Origin of the sequence: Chitinimonas koreensis (genome assembly GCF_014353015.1) — a bacterium.
GTDB lineage: Bacteria > Pseudomonadota > Gammaproteobacteria > Burkholderiales > Chitinimonadaceae > Chitinimonas > Chitinimonas koreensis.
The window spans coordinates 982,831-1,006,561 of sequence record NZ_CP060704.1 but is presented as its reverse complement, the minus strand read 5'-3'; the positions used below and the strand labels follow the sequence as shown (position 1 = coordinate 1,006,561).

The following is a 23,731-nucleotide window of genomic DNA, read 5'->3' as shown; positions in this document are numbered from 1 at the left end:
CGGCTCAGTTCAGTTCAGTTCGGCCAGCTTGCGGTCGAGCGCATCCGGCGTCATGTGGTTGCACATGGTGTGGTTGTTGACCAGCAGGACCGGCGCGTAGCCGCAGGCGCCCATGCACTCGCCCTCCACCAGTGTGTACTTGCCGTCGGCGGTGGTCTCGCCATAGCCGACGCCGAGCTTCTTCTGCAGGTATTCGCCCGCATCGGCGCCGCCCGAGAGCGCGCACGGCAGGTTGGTGCAGACAGTCAGCTTGTAGCGGCCGACCGGCTTGCGGTCGTACATGTTGTAGAAGGTCGCCACTTCGTGGGCCGCCATCGGCGCGATGCCGAGGTAGTCGGCCACGAACTTGATGGTGTCGGTGGACAGCCAGCCCTTCTCGACCTGGGCGATGCGCAGCGCCGACATCACGGCGGAGCGCTTCTGGTCGGCGGGGTACTTGGCGACTTCGCGGTCGATCTGGGCGAGCGATTCGGCGGAAAGCAGGTTGGTATCCATTAGCGGTCGATCTCCCCAAACACGATGTCCTGGGTGCCGATGATGGCCACCACGTCCGAGATCATGTGGCCGCGGGCCATCTCGTCGAGCGCGGACAGGTGGTTGAAGCCCGGTGCGCGGATCTTCAGGCGGTAAGGCTTGTTGGCGCCGTCCGACACGAGGTAGATGCCGAATTCGCCCTTCGGATGCTCGACGGCGGCATAGGCTTCGCCCTCGGGCACGTGCATGCCTTCGGTGAAGAGCTTGAAGTGGTGGATCAGCTCTTCCATGTTCGACTTCATCGACTCGCGGCTCGGCGGCGCGACCTTGTGGTTGTCGACGATGACCGGGCCGGGATTCTTGCGCAGCCAGTCCACGCATTGCTTGACGATGCGGTTGGACTGGCGCATTTCCTCCATGCGGACCAGATAGCGGTCGTAGCAGTCGCCGTTGACGCCGACCGGCACGTCGAAGTCGAGATCGGCATAGACCTCATAGGGCTGCTTCTTGCGCAGATCCCACTCGACGCCGGAGCCGCGCAGCATGGCGCCGGTCAGCCCCAGCGCGACGGCGCGCTCGGGCGAGACCACGCCGATGCCGACGGTGCGCTGCTTCCAGATCCGGTTGTCGGTCAGCAGCGTCTCGTACTCGTCGACATAGGTCGGGAAGCGACGGGTGAAGTCCTCGATGAAATCGAGCAGCGAGCCCTGGCGATTCTCGTTGAGCTGCTTGATCGCGGCCGCGTTGCGCACCTTCGAGGCCTGGTACTGCGGCATCGTGTCGGGCAGGTCGCGATAGACGCCGCCCGGCCGGTAATAGGCCGCATGCATGCGCGCACCCGACACCGCCTCGTAGCAGTCCATCAGGTCTTCGCGCTCGCGGAAGGCGTACAGGAAGATGGTCATCGCGCCGCAGTCGAGACCGTGCGCACCGATCCACATCAGGTGGTTCAGGATGCGGGTGATCTCGTCGAACATCACGCGGATGTACTGGGCGCGGATCGGCACCTCGATGCCGAGCAGCTTCTCGATGGCCATCACGTAGGCGTGCTCGTTGGACATCATCGAGACGTAGTCCAGCCGGTCCATATAGGGCACCGACTGGATGAAGGTCTTGTGCTCGGCCAGCTTCTCGGTGGCGCGATGCAGTAGGCCGATGTGCGGATCGGCGCGCTGCACGACTTCGCCGTCGAGCTCGAGCACCAGGCGCAGCACGCCGTGCGCGGCCGGGTGCTGCGGACCGAAGTTGAGCGTGTAGTTCTTGATCTCAGCCACCGTAGTTCTCCTCGCGGATGATGCGCGGCGTGATCTCGCGCGGCTCGATGGTGACCGGCTGATAGATCACCCGGCCCTGGCTCGGGTCGTAGCGCATCTCGACGTGGCCCGACAGCGGGAAGTCCTTGCGGAACGGATGGCCGACGAAACCGTAGTCGGTCAGGATGCGACGCAGGTCGGGGTGGCCGATGAAGACGATGCCGTAGAGGTCGAACGCCTCGCGCTCGTACCAGTTGAGGCCGGGCCAGACGTCGAGCATCGTCGGGATGGTCGGCAGGTCGTCGTCTTCGCAGAACACCCGCACGCGCAGGCGGCTGTTATTGGACAACGAGAGCAGGTGGTAGACGACGGCAAAACGCGCGCCGTCCCAGGCTCCGTCCTTGTAGGCGCTGTAGTCCATGCCGCAGGCATCGACGCAGCTCTTGAAAGCGAGTTCGGGATGATCGCGCAGCACGACCGCGACGGCCGGCCAGTCGGCGACCTTCACCACCAGGGTGAGTTCGCCGAGGGTGTTCATCAAGGAAACGGCCTTGTCTCCCAAGGCCGTTTGCAGCGTTTGGTACAGCGCTTCGAGTTTGGTCGCCATGTTGCGTCTTCGGGTTAGCGCGCGATGGTGTTGGTGCGCTTGATCTTGTTCTGGAGCTGGATCAGGCCGTAGAGCAACGCCTCGGCCGTGGGCGGACAGCCCGGCACGTAGACGTCGACCGGCACGATGCGGTCGCAGCCGCGCACCACGGAATAGGAGTAGTGGTAGTAGCCGCCGCCGTTGGCGCAGGAGCCCATCGAAAGCACCCAGCGCGGCTCGGGCATCTGGTCGTAGACCTTGCGCAGCGCCGGCGCCATCTTGTTGCACAGCGTGCCGGCGACGATCATCAGGTCGGACTGGCGCGGGCTCGGGCGGAACACGATGCCGAAGCGATCGAGGTCATAGCGCGCCGCACCGGCATGCATCATCTCGACCGCGCAGCAGGCCAGACCGAAGGTCATCGGCCACAGCGAGCCGGTGCGCGTCCAGTTGACGACGGTATCGACCGTGGTGGTGATGAAACCCTTGTCCATCACGCCTTGAGCCACCGGATTCTCGGCTACTCCCATTCCAGCGCCCCTTTCATCCACTCGTAGACGAAGCCGACGACCAGAATGCCGAGGAAGACCATCATGGCGACGAAGCCGGCGAAGCCGACGTCCTTGATGACGGCAGCCCACGGCAAGAGGAAAGCCACTTCGAGATCAAACAGGATAAACAGGATGGCGACGAGGTAGTAACGCACGTCGAACTGCATGCGCGCATCTTCGAACGCCTCGAAACCGCACTCGTAGGGAGAGAGCTTTTCAGCGTCGGGTCGATTGGTGCCGAGCAGCAGGCTGACCGCCTTGCCGAGCGCCATAGGCGCGACACCGACCAGCAACCCGACCAGCATGAATAGCAGGACTGGGAAGTAGTTCTCGAGCATGAAAGCTCCCAGGTACGGTTTACGTTTTAAGACTTGATGAAGGCTTAGAGATTAGCCCTCATTGAAACCACCGCAAGCCCGGACATCGGGAAGGACCTGCGTTGGCGTACTTGAATTTGGTGCCGTCAGTGAGACTCGAACTCACACAGCTTTCGCCACTACCCCTCAAGATAGCGTGTCTACCAATTCCACCATGACGGCAGCGCACCAAATATTTGAACAACAATCAGTTAGGGATACTGCTCTGACCATTGTTTTGCGCCGGCTTGGCCGGCTGACCCTGCTTGTCGGTCTTTTGCTGTTCTTGCACGACGCCCGACATTACACCGTCGGACTTGACCGCACCGCCCGCATCGACCTTGACCAACATGAACAGCGTCAAGAAGAAGATTGTAGCACAGACCGCCGTGGTTCTACTCAAAAAATTTGCAGAACCTGAAGCACCGAACAGGCTGCCCGACGAGCCGCTACCGAACGCGGCGCCCATGTCGGCGCCCTTGCCGTGCTGCAGCAGCACCAGCACGATGACCGTCAACGCCGACAGCACGTTGATGATCTGGATCAAACCCTTGAAGACTTCCATTTTGCTTTCAGCCCGCAGCCCGGCAGATTTCGCCAAATTCCCTGGCATCCAGCGACGCACCGCCGACCAGCACCCCATCGACCCCCGGAAGGGCCATGATGCTCGCCGCGTTCGCCGCCTTCACACTGCCACCGTAAAGCACCGCATAGGACGCTCCAAGGTGACGCTTAATGACCTCATGCATGGCCGCGATCTGATCGCCCGAAGCCGCGCGACCGGTTCCGATCGCCCATACCGGCTCGTAGGCGATGCAGAACCGATCCGGCCCCGCACCACGCGCCATCAGCGTGTGCAACCTGGCGAGCTGCGCCTCGATGCGAGACTCGGCACGCCCTGAATCGCGCTCGGCCAACGTCTCGCCGACGCAGACCACCGCATACAGACCCACCTCAAGCAAGCGCGCCAGCTTGGCGATCACCGCCTCGTCCGACTCCGCGAAATAGCGGCGCCGCTCCGAGTGCCCGACGATCGCCAGCGAACAGCCGACATCCTTGAGCATGCGAGCCGACACTTCGCCGGTATAGGCGCCGTCGCCGAACTCGCTGACATTCTGCGCGCCGACCCGGTACTGCGTACCGGCCAGCTTCGCCACCGCCCCGCCAAGATACAGATAAGGCACGGAGACCGAGACGTCGGCAGCGTGGCGCTCGGTCTTCAAGGCGTCGAGCACCTCGTCGATCACGGCGGTGGAACCGTTCATCTTCCAGTTGCCGACCACCTGTTTGCGCATGCCGTTTCGTCCATCTGCCACTTAGCAAAGGCCGCGCATTTTACGGTCTGTTTTGCGGTGCGTCAAACCGCCGGCCGAGGCCGTTCGGCGCGCCGGAATGTCGCCGAGTTGTAATGTTTCCGCAATATACGAACATTACTATCGCCGCCATCGCAGTACCGGTTCGACTTCCGCACCGTCCTCGCTCCACCTATCAGAGCATTGGTTCCAAATCCATAACGGAGAACTCAGCATGTACTCGTCTCTTGGCCGCAAACTGATCGCGACCGCCATCCTGGGCCTGGGTTTCGGCTACGCCCACGCAGCCGACATCACCGGCGCGGGCGCCAGCTTCCCCTACCCGCTCTACGCGAAGTGGGCCGAGGTGTACAAGCAGAAGACCGGTACCGGCCTGAACTACCAGTCGATCGGTTCGGGCGGCGGCATCAAGCAGATCCAGGCCAAGACGGTCGACTTCGGCGCCTCCGACGCGCCGATGAAGCCCGAAGACCTGGCCAAGAACGGCCTGCAGCAGTTCCCCACCGTGATGGGCGGCGTGGTGCCGGTCTATAACCTGCCCGGCGTCGCCGCCGGCCAGCTGAAGCTGACCCCGGCCGTGCTGGCCGACATCTACCTCGGCAAGATCAAGTCCTGGAACGATCCGGCGATCGCCGCGCTGAACAAGGGCGTGAACCTGCCGCAACTGGCCATCAACATCGTGCGCCGCGCCGACGGCTCGGGCACCTCGTTCATCTTCACCAACTACCTGTCCAAGGTCAGCCCCGAGTGGAAGACCAAGGTCGGCGAAGGCACGGCGGTGGCCTGGCCGGCCGGCATCGGCGGCAAGGGCAACGAAGGCGTGGCCGCCTACGTGCAGCGCCTGAAGGGCGCGATCGGCTACGTCGAGTACGCCTACGCCAAGAAGAACAACCTGTCCTACGTCGCCCTGCAAAACAAGGAGGGTGCCTTCGTGACGCCGAGCGAGGATGCCTTCAAGGCGGCCGCTTCCTACGCCGACTGGAAGAATGCTCCCGGCTTCTACGAAATCCTCACCAACGAGCCGGGCAAGGCTTCGTGGCCGATCGTCGGCGCGACCTTCATCCTGGTGCACAAGAAGCAGGACAAGCCGGCCAACGCGCAGGAAGTGCTGAAGTTCTTCGACTGGGCCTACAGCGCCGAAGGCGACAAGATGTCGCTGGACCTCGACTACATCCCGATGCCGGAAGAAGTCGTGGCCCAGATCAAGGCGTCGTGGAAGCAGATCACCGACAACGCCGGCGCGCCGATCGTGAAGTAAGCTGCGTACCCCGCGCCGCCCTGCGGCGCAGGTCCGCCTGCAACGGCAGGAATCGAGCAACACCGATTCCTGCCGATTCGTTCGTAACGAGCCGTGAGTGACCCCATGTCCGACCAAGCCCGCCCCTCGCGCTTTCATTTGGCCGACACCCTGTTCTTCAACCTGACGCGCGCCGCCGCCATCCTGGTCCTGCTGCTGCTCACCGCCATCATCATCTCGCTGGTGCACGGCAGCTGGGATTCGCTGACTCATTTCGGCTTCGGTTTCATCTTCTCGCCGTCGTGGGACCCGGTCGGCGAGAACTTCGGTGCCTGGCGCCCGATCCAGGGCACGTTGATCACTTCCTTCATCGCCCTGCTGATCGGCGTGCCGATCAGCTTCGGCATCGCGCTGTTCCTGACCGAGCTGTCGCCGATCTGGCTGCGCCGCCCGCTGGGCATCGCGATCGAACTGCTGGCCGGCATCCCGTCGATCATCTACGGCATCTGGGCCTGTTCGTGGTGGCCCGATCCTGATGGAAGGCAAGGAGCTGACCTGGCTCGGCATCACCATCCCGCCGATCCAGCCCTGGCTGACCGAGGCCACCGCCGGCATCCCGCTGATCAGCAGGCTGTTCGACGGCCCGCCCTTCGGCATCGGCATGTTCACCGCCGGCCTGATCCTGGCGATCATGGTGATCCCCTACATCGCCTCGGTGATGCGCGACGTGTTCGAGGTGGTGCCGGCCATGCTGAAGGAATCGGCCTACGGCCTCGGCGCCACGACCTGGGAAGTGGTCTGGAACGTGGTCCTGCCCTACACCAAGACCGGCGTGATCGGCGGCATCATGCTCGGCCTGGGCCGTGCGCTCGGCGAGACCATGGCGGTCACCTTCGTGATCGGCAATTCCTACGACGAGATCGCCTCGCTGTTCCACGCCGGCAACTCGATCGCCTCGATCCTCGCCAACGAGTTCGCCGAAGCGAGCGCCGAGCTGCACTACGGCGCGCTGATCGAAATGGGCCTGATCCTGTTCCTGATCACCTTCGTCGTGCTGTCTTGCTCCAAGCTGCTGCTGCTGCGCCTGCAACGCGGCGAAGGCAGCCACTCCTGATCCGGACGGAACCACGATGAACAACGCCATCTATACCCGCCGTCGCCTGATCAACGGCTTCAACCTGACGATGTCCACGCTGGCCATGCTGTTCGGCCTGTTCTGGCTCGGCTGGATCCTGTTCACGCTGTTCGCCAACGGCCTCTCGGCGCTCAGCGTGCACGTCTTCACCAGCGCCACCCCCGGCCCCGACAGCGTCGGCGGCGGCCTGGCCAACGCCATCTTCGGCAGCCTGCTGATGGGCCTGTTCGGCACGCTGATCGGCACGCCGATCGGCATCCTGGCCGGCATCTACCTGGCCGAGTACGGTCAGCGCGGCTGGCTGGCGCCGACCGTGCGCTTCATCAACGACATCCTGCTGTCCGCGCCGTCGATCGTGATCGGCCTGTTCGTCTGGATCGTCTATGTCCAGTATGTCGGCCACTTCTCCGGCTGGGCCGGCAGCTTCGCGCTTGCGCTCCTGGTGATCCCGGTCGTGCTGCGCACCACCGAGAACATGCTGAAGCTGGTGCCCAATGCGATGCGCGAGGCGGCCTACGCGCTCGGCACGCCGCGCTGGAAGGTGATCAGCTCGGTGACGCTGCGCTCGGCCAAGGCCGGCGTCATCACCGGCGTGCTGCTGGCGGTGTCGCGCATCTCGGGCGAGACCGCGCCGCTGCTGTTCACCGCGCTCAACAACCAGTTCTTCAGCGCCAACATGAACCAGCCGATGGCCAACCTGCCGGTGACCATCTTCAAGTTCGCCATGAGCCCGTACGAGAACTGGATCACGCTGGCCTGGGCCGGCGCCCTGCTGGTGACGCTGGCGGTGCTGACGCTCAACATCCTGGCCCGCGCCCTGGTCAGGAAAGAACATTCGTAATAAGACCACGCGATCGCGCTTCGACGACTCGCCAGAAAGTGACGACATGACCTCGACCAACGCCCAATCCAAGCTTGCCGTCCGTGGCCTGAATTTCTACTACGGCAATTTCCATGCGCTGAAGAACATCAACCTCGACATCCCGAGCGCAAGGTCACCGCCTTCATCGGTCCGTCGGGCTGCGGCAAGTCGACGCTGCTGCGCACCTTCAACCGCATGTACGACCTCTACCCCAAGCTGCGCGCCGAAGGTCAGATCCTGCTCAACGGCCAGAACGTGCTCGACCGCGGCACCGACCTCAACACGCTGCGCGCCAAGGTCGGCATGGTGTTTCAGAAACCGACGCCGTTCCCGATGTCGATCTACGACAACATCGCCTTTGGCGTGAAGCTGTACGAGAATCTGGGCCGCTCCGAGATGGACGACCGGATCGAGTGGGCGCTGTCCAAGGCCGCGCTGTGGAACGAGGTGAAGGACAAGCTGCGTCAATCCGGCCTCGGCCTGTCGGGCGGCCAGCAGCAGCGCCTGTGCATCGCCCGCGCGGTGGCGGTGAAGCCCGAAGTCGTGCTGCTGGACGAGCCGACCTCGGCGCTCGACCCGATCTCGACCGCCCATATCGAGGAGCTGGTACACGAGCTCAAGCAGGACTACACCATCGCCATCGTGACGCACAACATGCAGCAGGCGGCGCGCGTATCGGACTTCACCGCCTATATGTACCTGGGCGAGCTGGTCGAGGTCGGCGAGACCGACAAGATCTTCACCAAGCCGAGCCGGAAGGAAACCGAGGACTACATCACCGGCAAGTTCGGCTGAAATAGCCTGGCCCTGGGACGCTCGATGCGTCCATCGCAGGGCCCCAGGCAACAAAAAAGCGACGCCATGCGTCGCTTTTTTGTTTGGCCGCCCGGGCGAGTAGCGGATCAGGCCGCCACGGCCGCCTGCTTGGCCACCACCTCGGCCAGCCGCGTCGCCCAGCGCTCGGTCAGCGCGGCATCGTCGGCCTCGACCATCACCCGCAGCACCGGCTCGGTGCCCGACGGTCGCAGCAGTACGCGGCCACGGCCGGCCAGCTCGACCTCGGCCTCGACCAGCGCGGCCTGGATCGCCAGGTTGTCGTGGAAGTCGAAGCCCTTCTGCACCTTCACGTTCTTCAGCACCTGCGGGTAGATCATCAGGTCGGCGCAGAACTCGGCCAGCGAACGGCCCGACAGCCGGGTCGCCGCCAGCACCTGCAGCGCCGACACCAGCGCATCGCCGGTGCTGTGCTTGTCGAGGCAGAGCAGGTGACCGGAATTCTCGCCGCCGACCAGCCAATCGCGGCTCTTGAGCAGCTCGAGCACGTAGCGGTCGCCCACCTTGGAGCGCGCGAACGGGATGCCGAGCCGGCCCAGCGCATGCTCGAGGCCGAGATTGGACATCAGCGTGCCGACCGCGCCGCCCGACAAGGTGCCCTGCTGGTGGCGGAACTTGGCGATCACGTACAGCAGCTGGTCGCCGTCGTAGAGCTTGCCGTGGCGGTCGACCAGCATCAGCCGGTCGCCGTCGCCGTCGAGCGCGACGCCGAAGTCGGCATGCTCGGCCAACACGCGCTGCCGCATCGCCTCGGGCGCGGTGGCGCCGAGGCCATCGTTGATGTTCAGGCCGTTGGGCTGGTTGCCGATCGCGATCACGTCGGCGCCGAGCTCGTGGAACACGTGCGGCGCGACCTGGTAGCCGGCGCCGTGCGCGCAGTCGACCACGATCTTGAGGCCCCGCAGGTCCAGCTCGTTCGGGAAGGTGCTCTTGCAGAATTCGATGTAACGCCCGGCCGAGTCGGCCACCCGCCAGACCCGGCCGAGCTTGTCGGGCTCCACGCAGCTCATCGGCTGGTCGAGCTCGGCTTCGATCTCCAGCTCGACCGCGTCGTCGAGCTTGAGGCCGCCTTCGCCGAAGAACTTGATGCCGTTGTCTTCGAACGGGTTGTGCGAGGCAGAGATCACCACCCCGGCCGACAACCGCAGCGCGCGCGTCAGGTAGGCCACGCCCGGCGTGGGCAGCGGGCCGGTCAGGTGCACGTCGACGCCGGCGGCCGACAGGCCGGCCTGCAGCGCCGATTCGAGCATATAGCCCGAGATGCGGGTGTCCTTGCCGATCAGCACCGCCGCATGGGTGCCGTCGCCGCGCCGCGCCGCCAGTACCTTGCCGGCCGCGTAGCCGAGCCGCATGGCGAAATCCGGCGTGATCGGGTAGTCGCCGACCCGGCCGCGCACCCCATCGGTACCGAAATATTTTCTGCTCATATCTACCGCTCCCTTCGTAACGCCGTCTATGCGGCGATCGGGCGGACCGGCAGCCCGCCCATCACGTGGAATTCTATTGAAATTTAGTGAAATTTAGCCGTAAGGAAATTCACCATGCGCCGAATCGGCCTCGGTTGCAGCCGCCAGCGCATGCCATACCTTCTGCGCATCGACGGTATCACGCACCGCATGCACCCGCAGGATTGACGCGCCGGCCTGCGCCGCCAGCAGCGCAGCCGCCACACTCGCCGCGTCGCGCTCGGCCGCGCTGCGCGAAGCCGGCAGCAACCGGCCGAGCATGGACTTGCGCGATACGCCGACCAGCACCGGCGCACAGCGTGCAGCCAGCTCGGGCAGGCGGCGGAACAGCGCCAGATTGTGCTCGAAAGTCTTGCCGAAGCCGAAGCCGGGGTCGAGCACGATACGCGCGTCGGCGATGCCGGCCGCACGGGCCGACTCGCGGCGCTGCGCCAGATAGGCGCACACCGTCTCGAATACGTCGTCGTAGTGCGGCGCCGCCTGCATGGTCTGCGGCTCGCCCTGCTTGTGCATCAGGCAGACCGCCGCGCCGCTGGCCGCCACCGTCTCGAGCGCGCCGGGCGCCTCGAGCGCGGCGATGTCGTTGACCAGGTCGACGCCGAGCTCGAGCGCGGCGCGCATCACCTCGGTCTTGCAGGTGTCGATCGACAGCGGCACGTTCCAGCGCGCCAGCTCGCGCAACACCGGCAGCACCCGCGCAAGCTCCTCCTCGACCGTGACCCGCACCGCACCGGGCCGGGTCGATTCGCCGCCGACGTCAAGCAGATCGGCGCCGTCGTCGAGCATGCGGCGCGCATGCGCCAGCGCCGCCTCGAGCGAGGCGTGCCGGCCACCGTCGGAGAACGAATCGGGAGTCAGGTTAAGGATACCCATGACCAGGGGTCGGTCGAGGGTGAGCTGGAAACGGCCGGCCTGGAGCAAACGGGACATAGGGCGCAAACGGAAACGACAGCGGCGGAGCCGCTGTCGTCATGATCGATCGGACTAGAGTTCCTGCGCCGGCCGGGTGGTCGGCTCGGGCGCGGGACCGCTCGGGCTGTCGCCGCCGCTGCTGGAGGCGAGGCCGGCAGCCGGCTTGGGCGGCCGCGGCGGACGGCCGGACATGATGTCCTCGACCTGCTCGGCGTCGATGGTCTCCCATTCGAGCAACGCCGCGGTCATCGCCTCGACCTTGTCGCGGTTCTCTTCGAGCAGCTTCTGCGCCAGCGCGTACTGCTCGTCGATGATGCGGCGGATCTCGCTGTCGACCTTCTGCATGGTCGCCTCGGAGAGATTCTTGTGGGTGGTGACCGAGCGGCCGAGGAAGACCTCGCCGTCGTTCTCGCCGTACACCATCGGGCCCAGCGTCTCGGACATGCCGTAGCGCGTCACCATGTCGCGGGCGATCGAGGTGGCGCGCTCGAAGTCGTTCGAGGCGCCGGTCGAGATGCGGCCGACGAACAGATCCTCGGCGATGCGGCCGCCGAACAGGATCGACAGGCGCGACAGCATCTGGTCCTTGTACAGCGAGATCGCGTCGCGCTCGGGCAGTTGCCAGGTCACGCCGAGCGCGCGGCCGCGCGGCACGATGGTGACCTTGTGCACCGGGTCGGTGCCCGGCAGCAGCCGGGCGACCACGGCGTGGCCCGACTCGTGGTAGGCGGTGGCCTTCTTCTCGTCCTCGGTCATCACCATCGAGCGGCGTTCCGGGCCCATGAAGATCTTGTCCTTGGCCTTCTCGAAGTCGTCCATGTCCACCAGGCGCTTGTTGCTGCGCGCGGCGAACAGCGCGGCTTCGTTGACCAGGTTGGCGAGGTCCGCGCCCGACATGCCGGGCGTGCCGCGCGCCAGCACGGACGGGTCGACGTCGTTGGCGATCGGCACCTTGCGCATGTGCACGTTGAGGATCTGCTCGCGGCCGCGGATGTCCGGCAGCGGCACCACCACCTGGCGGTCGAAGCGGCCGGGGCGCAGCAGCGCCGGATCGAGCACGTCGGGACGGTTGGTGGCGGCGATCACGATCACGCCGGAATTGCCTTCGAAGCCGTCCATCTCGACCAGCATCTGGTTCAGCGTCTGCTCGCGCTCGTCGTTGCCGCCGCCGAGGCCGGCGCCGCGCTGGCGGCCGACCGCGTCGATCTCGTCGATGAAGATGATGCAGGGCGCGTTCTTCTTGGCGTTCTCGAACATGTCGCGCACGCGGGCGGCGCCGACGCCGACGAACATCTCGACGAAGTCGGAACCCGAGATCGAGAAGAATGGCACCTTGGCCTCGCCGGCGATGGCCTTGGCCAGCAGCGTCTTGCCGGTACCGGGCGAGCCGACCATCAGGACGCCGCGCGGGATGCGTCCGCCGAGCTTCTGGAACTTGCTCGGGTCGCGCAGGAAATCGACCACCTCGGTCACTTCTTCCTTGGCCTCGTCGCAGCCGGCGACGTCGGCGAAGGTGATCGAGTTGTTGTTCTCGTCGAGCATGCGGGCGCGGCTCTTGCCGAAGCTGAACGCGCCGCCCTTGCCGCCGCCCTGCATCTGGCGCATGAAGAAGATCCACACGCCGATCAGCAGCAGCATCGGGAACCAGTTGAGGAACAGGCTCATCAGCAGCGACTGCTCTTCGAGCGGCTGGGCCGAGAAGTCGACGTTGTGCTTGATCAGGGTGTCGGTCAGACGCTGATCGGGCACGCCGATGGTGGTGAAGGTCGAGTTGTCGCTCTTGCGGCCGCGGATGGTCACGAAGGGAAAGGCGCGGCTGTTCTCGATGACCAGCTCCTTGACGCGGCCCTCCTGCACGTCCTGCATGAAGGACGAGTAGCTGACCTGGCTCTTCTGTTCCTGCCGCTTGGAGAACTGGTTGAACACGGTCATCAACACCAGACCGATGATCACCCAGATGGCGATGTTCTTGCCCAGATTATTCACGGGACACTCCTCTTGCCGGCGAAGGAATCGGCCGCGCCGGCGACGGCCTGAAAGTACGGAGCGATTTTATCGGCTGAATGCTGGTCAGTCAGGGCTTTTTTCCCTTGCCCAGCAGGTAGATCTCAGACGAACGGTCGCGCGAGGCGGCCGGCTTGCGGGTGGTGACGGTCTGGAACATCTCGCGCATCTGCTGCAGATACTCGGTATATCCCGAACCCTGGAAGGTCTTGACCAGAAAATGCCCGCCTGGTTTCAACCAGTCGCGACAGAATTCCAGCGCGAGCTCGCACAGGAGAAAGCTGCGCGCCTGATCGGTGACCGCCATGCCACTCATATTGGGGGCCATGTCGCAGATCGCAAGGTCCACCAGACGACCGCCGAGCAATTCGGTGAATTGCGCCAGCACCGCATCCTCGCGGAAATCGCCCTGGATGAATTCGACGCCATGGATCGGATCCATCTCGAGGATGTCGAGCGCGAACACCCGGCCGCTGTCGCCTACCTTGCGCCGCGCCACCTGCGACCAGCTGCCCGGCGCCGCGCCGAGGTCGGCGACCCACAGGCCGGGCTTGAGCAGCTTGTCCTTTTCGTCGATTTCGAGCAGCTTGTAGGCCGCGCGGGCACGGTAGCCGTCCTTCTGCGCCTGCTGCACATAGGAATCGTTGACGTGCTCCTGCAGCCACGCCTTGCTGGTTTTGCTTCTTGCCATTGGTTCGACTACATCCGATAAGTCGTTATGCCGTGTGCGGTTTCGGCTAAAATCAGCCGTTTTTTCGCGGAGTTACCCAGATGGAACTGACCCGAGACCAGCGCCTCTACCTGCGCGCCCAGGCCCACGGCCTCGATCCGGTGGTGATGATCGGCAACAATGGTCTCACCGATGCGGTCATCCGCGAAATCGCGGTGAACCTCGACGCCCACGAACTGATCAAGGTGCGCGTGCTCGGCGACGACCGCGCCCAGCGCGAAGCCTGGTATGCCGAGATCTGCGAAGCGCTCGGCTGCGCCGCGGTGCAGCACATCGGCAAGCTGCTGGTGCTCTACCGCCCGATCACGGACGGCAAGTCCAGGCTCGAGTTGCCTGGCGAGGGCCGCAAGACCCCGGCCAAGCCGGCCGACAAGACGGCCAAGCCCGCCGCCAAGGTCGATACCGGCCGCGCCGGCGGCGGCAAGCAGAACGCCAAGGCGAAAGCCAAGGCCAAGGCGCCGCGCAGTTGATCCCGGCCGGCATTCGCCGGCAGCGCCCGCAAAACGAACAGGCCGGCATTTGCCGGCCTGTCTGTTTATTGCCTGGTCGCAGGCTCAATTCTCGGTGAAATTGATTTCGGTATCCACCGAAAAACCGGCCGCCGCCGGCTGGAAGCGCCACTTCGACAACGCGCTGACCACGGCGCGATCGAACACGCGGCGCGGCTTCGATTCGAGGATGTCGACCTTCACCACCTGCCCGGCCTCGTTCACGCTGATGCGTGCCTTGACCAGGCCCGACTCGACGCCGTCGCGCATCGCCTCGCGCGGGAACTCCGGCGCTTCGCGGTAGATCGGCTTCTTGTTCGGCGCCGCCGGCACTTCGGGCTTGGCCAGCATCGGCTGGGCGCTGGCGAGCTGGACCGGCGCCGCGGTCGGCGTCGGCTTGGTGGCGGCCGGATCGACCGCCAGCGTGGCCGGCGCGGTGGTCTGGGTGACCGGGGCCGGCACCGCGGCGGCCGCGACCACCGGCTTGGCCGGCTCGGGCTTGGCCTGCTTGGCGTCGGCGACCGCGGCCTCGGGCTTGGTCTCGGGCTTGGCGGTCGGCTTCTCCTCGACCGGCTTGGGCGCAGGCGCTTCCTTCTTGCCGGGCGAGAACCAGCGCGCCGGATTGGGCATCACGCCGAAGATGCGGCCTTCGCTCTCGGTCGTGTCGAGCGAGGCCTGCTGCATCTCGCCGCCGACCGGCTGCTGGGGATGGCTGGCGGCCGGATCGGGCGACTGGCGGGCGAAGGCGACCAGGCCGCCGACCAGCACGCAGGCGCTGGCGCCGGCCAGCCACCACGGCACCTTCTTCTTGCTGCCGAAGGTCTTGCCGACCTCGATCGGCTTGGCCTTGGCCGCGCCGCCGACCACGCTGACCAGGCCCAGCGCTTCGAGCCGCTCGACGTCGCGCGCGACCTTGGTCGCATCGACGGTCTGGCCCGAGCCGAGGCGCTCGACCAGTTCGCTGAGCATACTGTTGCCGTCGCACCATTGCAGCAGCTTGCGTTGGTTGATGCTGAGGCCGTTGGCGGGCGAGGCAAGCTCGCCGTCCCCGGCCGCCGTTCTGGCGTAGACCGCCAGCAGATTCATCTCGGACATGTCTTCTTTTCTCCCCTGGGCAACCCGCCGGGGGTAGGCGGGCGCAGGGAGGGAGATTAACGTCGGAGGGCGGCCGATGGTATAGAAAACCCTAATATTCAACCGCCTCGTCGTGACGATGAGACAGACGGTCGCGCCGATCGGGCTGGACGGTCCGCCGCGCGTCCGGATCGCTGCGGTTCGTGCGTGTGCGCAACACCATTCCCTGGCACGAAAGCCGCACGAATTGCAGCGAAACCGGAGCAAGCGATTGATTTATATAGTCCGGCGGCGCCCGCCCCCTCCGGGCGGCACGCTGCGAGCCGAGACGCCGGGCGCCTGGGGCGCACCCGGGGCGACGGCTACTTGACCGGCCCGCGCACCACGTAGATCAGGCCGAACACGCTCTGGATCAGGTAGATCAGGCTGGAGATCGCCTGCCAGCTCTGGAAGCCGCCGCCGAACACGCCCTCGGCGGCCGTGTGCATCTGCGGCTTGACGTCGTCGATCACCGGAAAGATGGCGAAATGGTTGATCAGCGTGAGCACCAGCATGGCCAGGATCAGCCACAGCTCGAGCGTCTGGAAGGCGCGCAGGCCTTCTTCCCACAGGATGTGGAACAGGATGTAGAGGCCGGCGACGATGCCGACCCAGGCCAGCGCGCGCGTCAGGTGGGCGACCAGCCGGCCGGCGCTGGCGTTGTCGACCTGGTGGAACAGGATGGGCGCCACCAGCACGCCGACCACCCACAGGCCGCCAATCCAGAAGACGGAGAGGAAGGAGCGCAACGCGTTCGGAAAGGTCTGCATGGCCGGCGGCGTCCCTGGCTCAGATGTACTTGACGTCGAGCACTTCGTATTCGCGGATGCCGCCCGGCGCCACCACCTCGGCCACGTCGCCGGCCGACTTGCCGATCAGCGCGCGCGCGATCGGGCTCGATACCGAGATCTTGCCCTGCTTGATGTCGGCCTCGTCGTCGCCGACGATCTGGTAGGTGACCTTGTCGCCGGACTCGAGGTCCTCGAGGTCGACCGTGGTACCGAACACGATGCGGCCCTCGGCGTCGATCTCGGCCGGGTTGATCACCACGGCGTTGGACAGCTTGCCCTCGAGGTCGGCGATGCGGCCCTCGATGAAGCCCTGGCGTTCCTTGGCGGCGTCGTATTCGGCGTTCTCCGACAGATCGCCGTGCGAGCGCGCTTCGGCGATGGCGGCGATCACCTGCGGGCGCTCGACGCTCTTGAGGCGTTGCAGTTCGGACTTCAGCATTTCCGCGCCGATGGCGGTAAGCGGCACTTTGACCATTCTGACTATCTCCATACCGGCCGCCTTTCGGGCCGGGCTAAAAACAAACCCGATGGCGCAAGACCATCGGGACAAAAACATGGGCCGCCACGCGAGGCGCGGCGGCCGACTCATGACGATCCTAGATCAGGCGGTCGCCAGGCGCTGGTGCAGGCCCTGCACCGAATAGACCGTCCATTCCTTCATGTGCTTGATGCCGTAGGCGGCGGCCCGGCCACCGGCGACGGTGGTGTAGATGGGCACGCGACCCTTGAGGGCTTCGTAGCGGATCGAGTAGGAATCCTGAATCGAGGCGCGGCGCTCGTCAACCGTGTTCACGATCAGGGCGATCTCGCCGTTCTTGATCATGTCGACGATGTGCGGACGGCCTTCCTTGACCTTGTTGACCTCGCTGACCGGGATGCCGGCCGCGTGCAGCACGGCCGCGGTGCCGCGCGTCGCCACCAGCTCGAGGCCGGCGTCGACCAGCATGCGGCCGATCTCGGCCAGCTGCCCCTTGTCGGCATCGCGCACCGAGATGAACACCTTGCCCGAGGTCGGCAGCCGTTCGCCGGCGCCGAGCTGCGACTTGACGTAGGCCTCGGCGAAGGTATCGCCCACGCCCATCACTTCGCCGGTCGACTTCATCTCGGGGCCGAGGATGCTGTCCACGCCGGGGAACTTGATGAAGGGGAACACCGCTTCCTTCACCGAGTAGTAGGGCGGGATCACCTCGCCGTGCACGCCCTGCTGCTCGAGCGTCTGGCCGACCATGCAGCGCGCGGCGATCTTGGCCAGCGGGCGGCTGGTGGCCTTGGACACGTAGGGCACCGTGCGCGAGGCGCGCGGGTTCACTTCGAGCACGTAGACCGTCTCGCCCTGGATGGCGAACTGAACGTTCATCAGGCCAACCACCTTGAGCGCGCGGGCCATCGCCACCGTCTGGCGGCGCAGCTCGTCCTGCAGCGCCTGCGACAGGCTGTAGGGCGGCAGCGAACAGGCCGAATCGCCCGAGTGCACGCCGGCCTGCTCGATGTGCTCCATGATGCCGCCGATCACCACCGCCTCGCCGTCGCTGATCGCGTCGACGTCGACCTCGATCGCGTCGTTGAGGAAGCGGTCGAGCAGCACCGGGCTGTCGTTCGAGACCTTGACCGCCTCGCGCATGTAGCGCGTCAGGTCTTCCTCGCTGTGCACGATCTGCATCGCGCGGCCGCCCAGCACGTAGGACGGGCGCACCACCAGCGGGTAGCCGATCTCGGCGGCCAGCACCAGCGCGTCCTTCTCGTTGCGCGCGGTGGCGTTGGGCGGCTGCTTGAGGCCGAGGTCGTGCAAGAGCTTCTGGAAGCGCTCGCGGTCCTCGGCGGCGTCGATCATGTCGGGGCTGGTGCCGACGATGGGCACGCCGTTGGCCTCGAGCGCGCGGGCCAACTTCAGCGGCGTCTGGCCGCCGTACTGCACGATCACGCCGGCCGGCTTCTCGACGTGGACGATCTCGAGCACGTCCTCGAGCGTCAGCGGCTCGAAGTAGAGGCGGTCGGAAGTGTCGTAGTCGGTCGAGACGGTCTCCGGGTTGCAGTTGACCATGATGGTCTCGTAGCCGTCGTCGCGCAGCGCCAGCGCGGCGTGCACGCAGCAGTAGTCGAACTCGATGCCCTGGCCGATGCGGTTGGGGCCGCCGCCGAGCACCATGATCTTCTTCGCATTGGTCGGCTGGGCCTCGCACTCTTCCTCGTAGGTCGAGTACATGTAGGCGGTGTTGGTGGCGAACTCGGCCGCGCAGGTGTCGACGCGCTTGTAGACCGGGCGGATGCCGAAACCGTGGCGGCGGCTGCGCACCGCGGCCGCCTCGCTGCCGACCAGGATGCCGATGCGGCGGTCGGAGAAGCCCTTGCGCTTGAGCCGGCGCAGTTCGGCCGCGTCGAGCGTGTCGAGCGTGCGGCCGCGCAGCGCCTGCTCGTCGCGGATGATGTCCTCGATCTGGGCCAGGAACCACGGATCGATCTTGGTGTGGCTGAACACCTCGTCCAGCGACATGCCGACGCGGAAGGCATCGGCGACGTAGAGGATGCGTTCGGGGCCGGGCGCGCCGAGCTCGGCGGCCAGCTTGTCGGCGTCGGTGGTGCGCTCGTCGAAGCCGGCGAGGCCGGTCTCGAGGCCGCGCAGCGCCTTCTGCATCGATTCCTGCAGGCTGCGGCCGATCGCCATCACTTCGCCGACCGACTTCATCTGGGTGGTCAGGCGGTCGTTGGCCTGCGGGAATTTCTCGAAGGCGAAGCGCGGGATCTTGGTGACCACGTAGTCGATCGACGGTTCGAACGAGGCCGGGGTCAGGCCGCCGGTGATGTCGTTCTTCAGTTCGTCGAGCGTGTAGCCGACCGCCAGCTTGGCCGCCACCTTGGCGATCGGGAAGCCGGTGGCCTTGGACGCCAGCGCGGAGGAGCGGCTGACGCGCGGGTTCATCTCGATCACGATCAGCCGGCCGTCCTTCGGATTGACCGAGAACTGCACGTTGGAGCCGCCGGTGTCGACGCCGATCTCGCGCAGCACCGCCAGGCTGGCGTTGCGCATGATCTGGTATTCCTTGTCGGTCAGCGTCTGCGCCGGCGCGACGGTGATCGAGTCGCCGGTGTGCACGCCCATCGGGTCGAAGTTCTCGATCGAGCAGACGATGATGCAGTTGTCGTTGCGGTCGCGCACGACTTCCATCTCGTACTCTTTCCAGCCGAGCAGCGATTCTTCGATCAGCAGCTCGTGGGTCGGCGAGAGGTCGAGGCCGCGCGTGCAGATCTCGATGAATTCCTCGATGTTGTAGGCGATGCCGCCGCCGGTGCCGCCCATGGTGAAGCTCGGGCGGATGATGGCCGGGAAGCCGACCTTGGCCTGCACCGCCAGCGCCTCGTCGAGCGTGTGGGCGATGCCCGAGCGCGCCGAGCCGAGGCCGATCTTGTCCATCGCCAGCTTGAACTTCTGGCGGTCCTCGGCCTTGTCGATCGCTTCCGGGGTCGCGCCGATCAGCTCGACGCCGAACTTCTCGAGCACGCCGTGGCGCCACAGGTCGAGCGCGCAGTTGAGCGCGGTCTGGCCGCCCATGGTGGGCAGCACCACGTCGGGGCGTTCCTTCTCGATGATCTTGGCGACCACTTCCCAGGTGATGGGCTCGATGTAGGTCACGTCGGCCATGTTCGGGTCGGTCATGATCGTGGCCGGGTTCGAATTGACCAGGATGACCGTGTAACCCTCCTCGCGCAGCGCCTTGCAGGCCTGCGCGCCGGAGTAGTCGAATTCGCAGGCCTGGCCGATGACGATGGGGCCGGCGCCGATGATGAGGATGCTCTGGATGTCTGTACGTTTGGGCATTGCGTGTATCCCGTGAAAGGCGAAACGTGAAAAGTGAAAGGTGGGCGGTTAGCGCGGCCTTGCCGCGCACGTTTCACAGGCGCTGCGCGCCATCACATTTCACGTTTCGCCTGTTCCATCGAGGCGATGAATCGGTCGAACAAGTACGCCACGTCGTGCGGCCCCGGACTCGCTTCCGGGTGGCCCTGGAAGCTGAAGGCCGGCCGGTCGGTCAGCGCGATGCCCTGCACCGTGCCGTCGAACAGCGAGCGGTGGGTGACGCGGACGTTGGCCGGCAGGCTGGTCTCGTCGGCCTGGAAGCCGTGGTTCTGGCTGGTGATCAGCACGCGGCGGTCGTCCAGGTCCTGCACCGGGTGGTTGGCGCCGTGGTGGCCGAACTTCATCTTGCTGGTCTTGCCGCCGGCGGCCAGCGCCAGCAGCTGGTGACCCAGGCAGATGCCGAACACCGGCAGCTTGCGGTCGAGGAAGGCGCGGATCGCGGCGATCGCGTAGTCGCACGGCTCCGGATCGCCGGGGCCGTTGCTGAGGAAGACGCCGTCGGGGTTCAGTGCGAACACCTCTTCGGCCGGCGTCTGCGCCGGCACCACGGTCAGCTTGCAGCCGCGCTCGGCCAGCATGCGCAGGATGTTGTGCTTGACGCCGTAGTCGTAGGCGACGACATGGAACTTCGCTTCGGTCTGGGTCGCGTAGCCCAGGCCCAGCCGCCACTCGCGGGTGGTCCAGACGTAGGGTTGCTTGCAGCTGACGACGCGGGCCAGATCCTGGCCGGCCATCGAACCGAAGCCGCGCGCCAGTTCGACCGCGCGGTCGGCGTCGATCGGGCCGCTGCCGTCGGCCGCCACGATGCAGCCGGGCTGGGCGCCCTTCTCGCGCAGGATGCGGGTCAGCTTGCGGGTGTCGATGTCGGCGATCGCCACCGTGCCGGTGCGGGCCAGATAGGCGTCCAGCGTCTCTTCCAGGCGGAAGTTCGACGCGCGCAGCGGCAGGTCGCGCACGATCAGGCCGGCGGCGTAGACCGCGTTCGACTCGGCGTCCTCGCGGTTCACGCCGACGTTGCCGATGTGCGGATAGGTCAGCGTCACCAGCTGGCGGCTGTAGGACGGGTCGGTGAGGATTTCCTGATAACCGGTCAGCGCGGTGTTGAACACCACTTCGCCGACGGTCTGGCCTGCTGCGCCGATGCTGCTGCCGTGGAACAGCGTGCCGTCGGCGAGTGCGAGCAGGGCTGGGGAACGTTGTTGGGACACCTGCGGCTCCTGGAATGCGTTGGGGTCGAGGGAAGTCGGGAGGATGAAACCCCTACCCTAGACGTAAGAAAACGGGATAGGCGCGCCTATCCCGTTCCCTCGGTAATGCTGTGATTTTCGGGCCGAATTTTAGCCGAAAGCGCCTTGCCCGGCAATCCGCGGGCATCCCTGACAGCGCATGAATCGCATCGAAGCCGACCGCCGTCTCGACATCGGCGCCAACCTTCCAGCGGCGGCAAAGCAGTTCGACGCGCCGGCGAGCGAAGCGAGGTTCCCCGCGGCGGGGCGGCGGGGTGGGAATGAAATCAAGGGGAGCCGTTATCCCAGCCCGAACGCATGGCAAGCGTCCGGGTTTCCCGGACGCCCGCTCTGATCGTCAGGCCACCGCTCAGGATCGAAGCCCGAATAGGCGCTACAGCAAAGCCTCGATCTTGGCCGCCAGTTCCTCGGGCTTGGTGGTCGGCGCGAAGCGGTCGATCACGCGGCCCTGGCGGTCGACCAGGAACTTGGTGAAATTCCACTTGATCGCCTCGGTGCCGAGCACGCCGCGCGCTTCCTTCTTCAGATACTGGTAGAGCGGGTGGGCGCCGTCGCCGTTCACCTCGATCTTCTCGAACATCGGGAAGTCGACGCCGTAGTTCTTCTGGCAGAAGGCGCCGATCTGCTCGCTGTCGCCCGGTTCCTGGCCGCCGAACTGGTTGCACGGGAAGCCCAGCACTTCGAAGCCGCGCTCCTTGTATTGCTCGTGCAGCGCCTGCAGGCCGGTGAACTGCGGGGTGAAACCGCATTCGCTGGCGGTGTTGACGATCAGCAGCACCTTGCCCTGCCACTGGGACAGGTCGGCGGGCGCGCCGTCGAGGCGCTTGGCGGAAAAATCGTAGAGCGGGGCGGACGACATGAGCGGTTCTCCGGTCTGGGGGCGATGCCGGCATGATAGCGCCTGGGCCGGAGCGGCGCGCCGCCGGATCGCCGATAATGGCGCCATGCCCTATGCCTCCGGCCTCGCCCAATCCACCCGCCCTTCCCCGCAGCTGGCCGCCCAGGCCGTCGAACAAGCGCTGCAGCGGCTCGAACGGCCGCGCGCCGACGCGGTGCTGCTGTTCCTCTCCGCCGATTTCGCCCAGGATCCGCGCCCGGCGCTGGTCGCCGCCGCCCGCGCCGGCCAGACGCTGGCGGTGACCGGCTGCACCGCGCTCGGCGTACTGACCGAAGACGACTGGGTGCTCGACGCGCCGGCCGCCTGCGCGTTGGCGATCGCCGACATGAACGCGGCCGGCGACGAGCCGCCGGCGCCGCGGCTGACGCTGGCCGCGCCCAACACGCTCGATCTCGGCTGGCTCGAGCAGGGGCCGCAGCGCTTCGGCGGCGTGGCCGGCGATGCGACCGGGCTCGGCCCCTACAAGGTCTGGCGGCACGGCCAACTGGCCGGCGACGGCCGCTGCGAGCTGGCGCTGCCGGGTGCGCAAGTCCATGTCTCGCTCGGCCTGAGCCAGGTCGGCCGGCCGTTCCAGGTCACCGAAACGGATGGCTTCGACCTGCGCACGCTCGACGGCCGCATGGCCAGCGCCACGCTGCGCCGCAGTCTCGATCCGCTGCCGCCGCTGCACGAACTGGCGCTGGCCGTGCTCGACGACGACGGTCGGCCGAGCGGCTGCTGGCCGCTGGTTTCGCTCAATCCGGACGGCAGCGTGACAGTGGCGGCACGCCTGACGCCGGGCATGCGGGTGGCCTGGATGGGCCGCTCGGCCGCCGCCGCGCTGGACGAATTGCGCGCCATCGCGCGCCAGCCGACGCCGGCCGCCGCGCTGATGTTCTCCTGCGGCAGCCGAGGCCCGGCGCTGCACGGCGGGCTCGACGCCGAATGGCAGGCACTGGTCGGCGCCTGGCCCGCCACGCCGCTGGCCGGCTTCTACGGCAACGCCCAGATCGCCACGCTGGGCGCCTCCACCCGGCTGCTGCACCAGAGCGTGGTGGTGGCTGCGCTCCGGTAAAATGGCGGCGATTCCTTCCCGACCGCACCGCCATGTTCAATCCTTCGCGCGACCAGGCGCGCCGCTTCCTGTTCGATACCTGGGCCAAGCAGAAGCAGGCCGCCCCGCTGACCGATCTCGAGAAGATCGCGCTGGCCGTGCTGGCGCGCCATCCCGAATACCACCCGATCGTCGACGCGCCCGAGCGCTACCTCGAGCGCGACTACCTGCCCGAATTCGGCGAGACCAATCCCTTCCTGCACATGAACATGCACCTCGCCATCGAGGAGCAGCTGTCGATCGACCAGCCGCACGGCGTGCGCGCGCTGTACCAGGCGCTGTGCGCGCATACCGGCGACGAGCACGCCGCCCAGCACGAGATGATGGATTGCCTGGCCGAGATGATCTGGCAGGCGCAGCGCAGCGGCCGCGGGCCGGACGGCGATCTCTACCTGGCCTGCATGAAGAAGAAGGCCGGCCTGCCCGAGGGTTGACCGGCCTTCTGCCGCTGTCTGCGCATCGTTGTAGAAGCGGCTTCAGCCGCGAATCGGTCGGAGTTTCACCAGCCGCCATTCGCGGCTGAAGCCGCTCCTAC

At 66.2% G+C, this 23,731-nt stretch carries 23 protein-coding genes, 1 tRNA gene and 2 pseudogenes; 8 read left to right on the top strand and 18 right to left on the bottom strand.

The window, feature by feature from the left end:
* Nucleotides 1–9 precede the first annotated feature (9 nt).
* The 8 genes from nuoE to tpiA form a co-directional block, all read right to left on the bottom strand.
* Nucleotides 10–483 (bottom strand): NADH-quinone oxidoreductase subunit NuoE, encoded by a 474-nt coding sequence (gene nuoE / locus H9L41_RS04220; RefSeq protein ID WP_028445446.1) that lies wholly within the window; start codon nt 481–483, stop codon nt 10–12.
* Between the two features lie 11 nt (nt 484–494).
* The gene (locus tag H9L41_RS04215) at nt 495–1,748 is read right to left on the bottom strand and encodes an NADH-quinone oxidoreductase subunit D (RefSeq protein WP_028445445.1); all 1,254 of its coding nucleotides are present in this window, start codon (nt 1,746–1,748) and stop codon (nt 495–497) included.
* Entirely contained in the window at nt 1,741–2,334 is a 594-nt protein-coding gene (locus tag H9L41_RS04210) for an NADH-quinone oxidoreductase subunit C (RefSeq protein WP_028445444.1), read from the bottom strand. The genes H9L41_RS04215 and H9L41_RS04210 overlap by 8 nt, the downstream gene beginning before the upstream one ends.
* A gap of 14 nt (nt 2,335–2,348) precedes the next feature.
* Entirely contained in the window at nt 2,349–2,807 is a 459-nt protein-coding gene (locus H9L41_RS04205) for a NuoB/complex I 20 kDa subunit family protein (RefSeq protein WP_265584022.1), read from the bottom strand.
* Between the two features lie 26 nt (nt 2,808–2,833).
* The gene (locus tag H9L41_RS04200; protein ID WP_028445442.1) at nt 2,834–3,202 is read right to left on the bottom strand and encodes an NADH-quinone oxidoreductase subunit A; all 369 of its coding nucleotides are present in this window, start codon (nt 3,200–3,202) and stop codon (nt 2,834–2,836) included.
* 117 nt (nt 3,203–3,319) lie between these two features.
* Nucleotides 3,320–3,403, bottom strand: a tRNA-OTHER gene (locus H9L41_RS04195).
* A 25-nt stretch (nt 3,404–3,428) separates the two neighbouring features.
* The gene (gene secG, locus H9L41_RS04190) at nt 3,429–3,785 is read right to left on the bottom strand and encodes a preprotein translocase subunit SecG (protein ID WP_028445441.1); all 357 of its coding nucleotides are present in this window, start codon (nt 3,783–3,785) and stop codon (nt 3,429–3,431) included.
* A 7-nt stretch (nt 3,786–3,792) separates the two neighbouring features.
* Nucleotides 3,793–4,515, bottom strand: a complete 723-nt coding sequence (gene tpiA, locus H9L41_RS04185) for a triose-phosphate isomerase (protein WP_028445440.1) — start codon at nt 4,513–4,515, stop codon at nt 3,793–3,795.
* A 232-nt stretch (nt 4,516–4,747) separates the two neighbouring features.
* On the opposite strand from tpiA, the gene pstS reads away from it, so the two are divergent.
* The 4 genes and pseudogenes from pstS (at nt 4,748) to pstB (ending at nt 8,562) form a co-directional block, all read left to right on the top strand.
* Nucleotides 4,748–5,791: a phosphate ABC transporter substrate-binding protein PstS gene (gene pstS, locus H9L41_RS04180; protein ID WP_028445439.1), complete on the top strand. Its 1,044-nt coding sequence runs from the start codon at nt 4,748–4,750 to the stop codon at nt 5,789–5,791.
* A gap of 105 nt (nt 5,792–5,896) precedes the next feature.
* A pseudogene (gene pstC / locus H9L41_RS26010) lies at nt 5,897–6,884 on the top strand (phosphate ABC transporter permease subunit PstC).
* A gap of 16 nt (nt 6,885–6,900) precedes the next feature.
* Nucleotides 6,901–7,746, top strand: coding sequence for a phosphate ABC transporter permease PstA (gene pstA / locus H9L41_RS04170; RefSeq protein ID WP_034606451.1), 846 nt, complete (start codon nt 6,901–6,903; stop codon nt 7,744–7,746).
* 46 nt (nt 7,747–7,792) lie between these two features.
* Nucleotides 7,793–8,562, top strand: a pseudogene (pstB, locus tag H9L41_RS04165) (phosphate ABC transporter ATP-binding protein PstB).
* A gap of 107 nt (nt 8,563–8,669) precedes the next feature.
* Here the strand turns inward: pstB and glmM are convergent.
* From glmM to rlmE, 4 genes are all read right to left on the bottom strand, one after another.
* Nucleotides 8,670–10,028 (bottom strand): phosphoglucosamine mutase, encoded by a 1,359-nt coding sequence (glmM, locus tag H9L41_RS04160; protein ID WP_028445436.1) that lies wholly within the window; start codon nt 10,026–10,028, stop codon nt 8,670–8,672.
* 93 nt (nt 10,029–10,121) lie between these two features.
* A complete protein-coding gene (gene folP, locus H9L41_RS04155) occupies nt 10,122–10,997 on the bottom strand; it encodes a dihydropteroate synthase (protein ID WP_034606449.1) in 876 nt (291 codons plus the stop codon).
* Nucleotides 10,998–11,051: 54 nt separating this feature from the next.
* On the bottom strand, nt 11,052–12,965 hold the full coding sequence (gene ftsH, locus H9L41_RS04150; RefSeq protein ID WP_028445435.1) for an ATP-dependent zinc metalloprotease FtsH: 1,914 nt from the start codon (nt 12,963–12,965) through the stop codon (nt 11,052–11,054).
* Nucleotides 12,966–13,053: 88 nt separating this feature from the next.
* On the bottom strand, nt 13,054–13,674 hold the full coding sequence (gene rlmE / locus H9L41_RS04145) for a 23S rRNA (uridine(2552)-2'-O)-methyltransferase RlmE (protein ID WP_028445434.1): 621 nt from the start codon (nt 13,672–13,674) through the stop codon (nt 13,054–13,056).
* 80 nt (nt 13,675–13,754) lie between these two features.
* Here rlmE and H9L41_RS26005 point away from each other — a divergent pair, with 80 nt between their 5' ends.
* Nucleotides 13,755–14,183: a YhbY family RNA-binding protein gene (locus H9L41_RS26005; protein WP_028445433.1), complete on the top strand. Its 429-nt coding sequence runs from the start codon at nt 13,755–13,757 to the stop codon at nt 14,181–14,183.
* A gap of 84 nt (nt 14,184–14,267) precedes the next feature.
* Here H9L41_RS26005 and H9L41_RS04135 read toward each other — a convergent pair whose 3' ends face one another.
* From H9L41_RS04135 to carA, 5 genes are all read right to left on the bottom strand, one after another.
* Nucleotides 14,268–15,296 carry a TonB family protein gene (locus tag H9L41_RS04135; protein WP_028445432.1) on the bottom strand — a complete coding sequence of 343 codons (1,029 nt, stop codon included), beginning with the start codon at nt 15,294–15,296 and terminating at the stop codon, nt 14,268–14,270.
* A 341-nt stretch (nt 15,297–15,637) separates the two neighbouring features.
* Nucleotides 15,638–16,084 (bottom strand): DUF4149 domain-containing protein, encoded by a 447-nt coding sequence (locus H9L41_RS04130; RefSeq protein WP_028445431.1) that lies wholly within the window; start codon nt 16,082–16,084, stop codon nt 15,638–15,640.
* Between the two features lie 19 nt (nt 16,085–16,103).
* Nucleotides 16,104–16,580 carry a transcription elongation factor GreA gene (gene greA / locus H9L41_RS04125; RefSeq protein WP_028445430.1) on the bottom strand — a complete coding sequence of 159 codons (477 nt, stop codon included), beginning with the start codon at nt 16,578–16,580 and terminating at the stop codon, nt 16,104–16,106.
* A gap of 126 nt (nt 16,581–16,706) precedes the next feature.
* Complete coding sequence (gene carB / locus H9L41_RS04120) at nt 16,707–19,919, bottom strand: carbamoyl-phosphate synthase large subunit (protein WP_028445429.1); 3,213 nt, start codon at nt 19,917–19,919, stop codon at nt 16,707–16,709.
* Between the two features lie 92 nt (nt 19,920–20,011).
* Nucleotides 20,012–21,166, bottom strand: a complete 1,155-nt coding sequence (gene carA / locus H9L41_RS04115; protein ID WP_028445428.1) for a glutamine-hydrolyzing carbamoyl-phosphate synthase small subunit — start codon at nt 21,164–21,166, stop codon at nt 20,012–20,014.
* A 178-nt stretch (nt 21,167–21,344) separates the two neighbouring features.
* Between carA and H9L41_RS04110 the strand changes: the two genes are divergently transcribed.
* Nucleotides 21,345–21,539 (top strand): hypothetical protein, encoded by a 195-nt coding sequence (locus H9L41_RS04110; protein WP_157461905.1) that lies wholly within the window; start codon nt 21,345–21,347, stop codon nt 21,537–21,539.
* 39 nt (nt 21,540–21,578) lie between these two features.
* On the opposite strand, the gene H9L41_RS04105 is transcribed toward H9L41_RS04110, so the two are convergent.
* Nucleotides 21,579–22,064, bottom strand: a complete 486-nt coding sequence (locus tag H9L41_RS04105; RefSeq protein WP_028445427.1) for a glutathione peroxidase — start codon at nt 22,062–22,064, stop codon at nt 21,579–21,581.
* 85 nt (nt 22,065–22,149) lie between these two features.
* On the opposite strand from H9L41_RS04105, the gene H9L41_RS04100 reads away from it, so the two are divergent.
* Both H9L41_RS04100 and H9L41_RS04095 read left to right on the top strand, forming a co-directional pair.
* Entirely contained in the window at nt 22,150–23,157 is a 1,008-nt protein-coding gene (locus H9L41_RS04100) for an FIST C-terminal domain-containing protein (protein WP_034606446.1), read from the top strand.
* A gap of 32 nt (nt 23,158–23,189) precedes the next feature.
* Nucleotides 23,190–23,630 carry a DUF1841 family protein gene (locus H9L41_RS04095; RefSeq protein WP_028445425.1) on the top strand — a complete coding sequence of 147 codons (441 nt, stop codon included), beginning with the start codon at nt 23,190–23,192 and terminating at the stop codon, nt 23,628–23,630.
* The last annotated feature ends 101 nt before the right edge of the window (nt 23,631–23,731 follow it).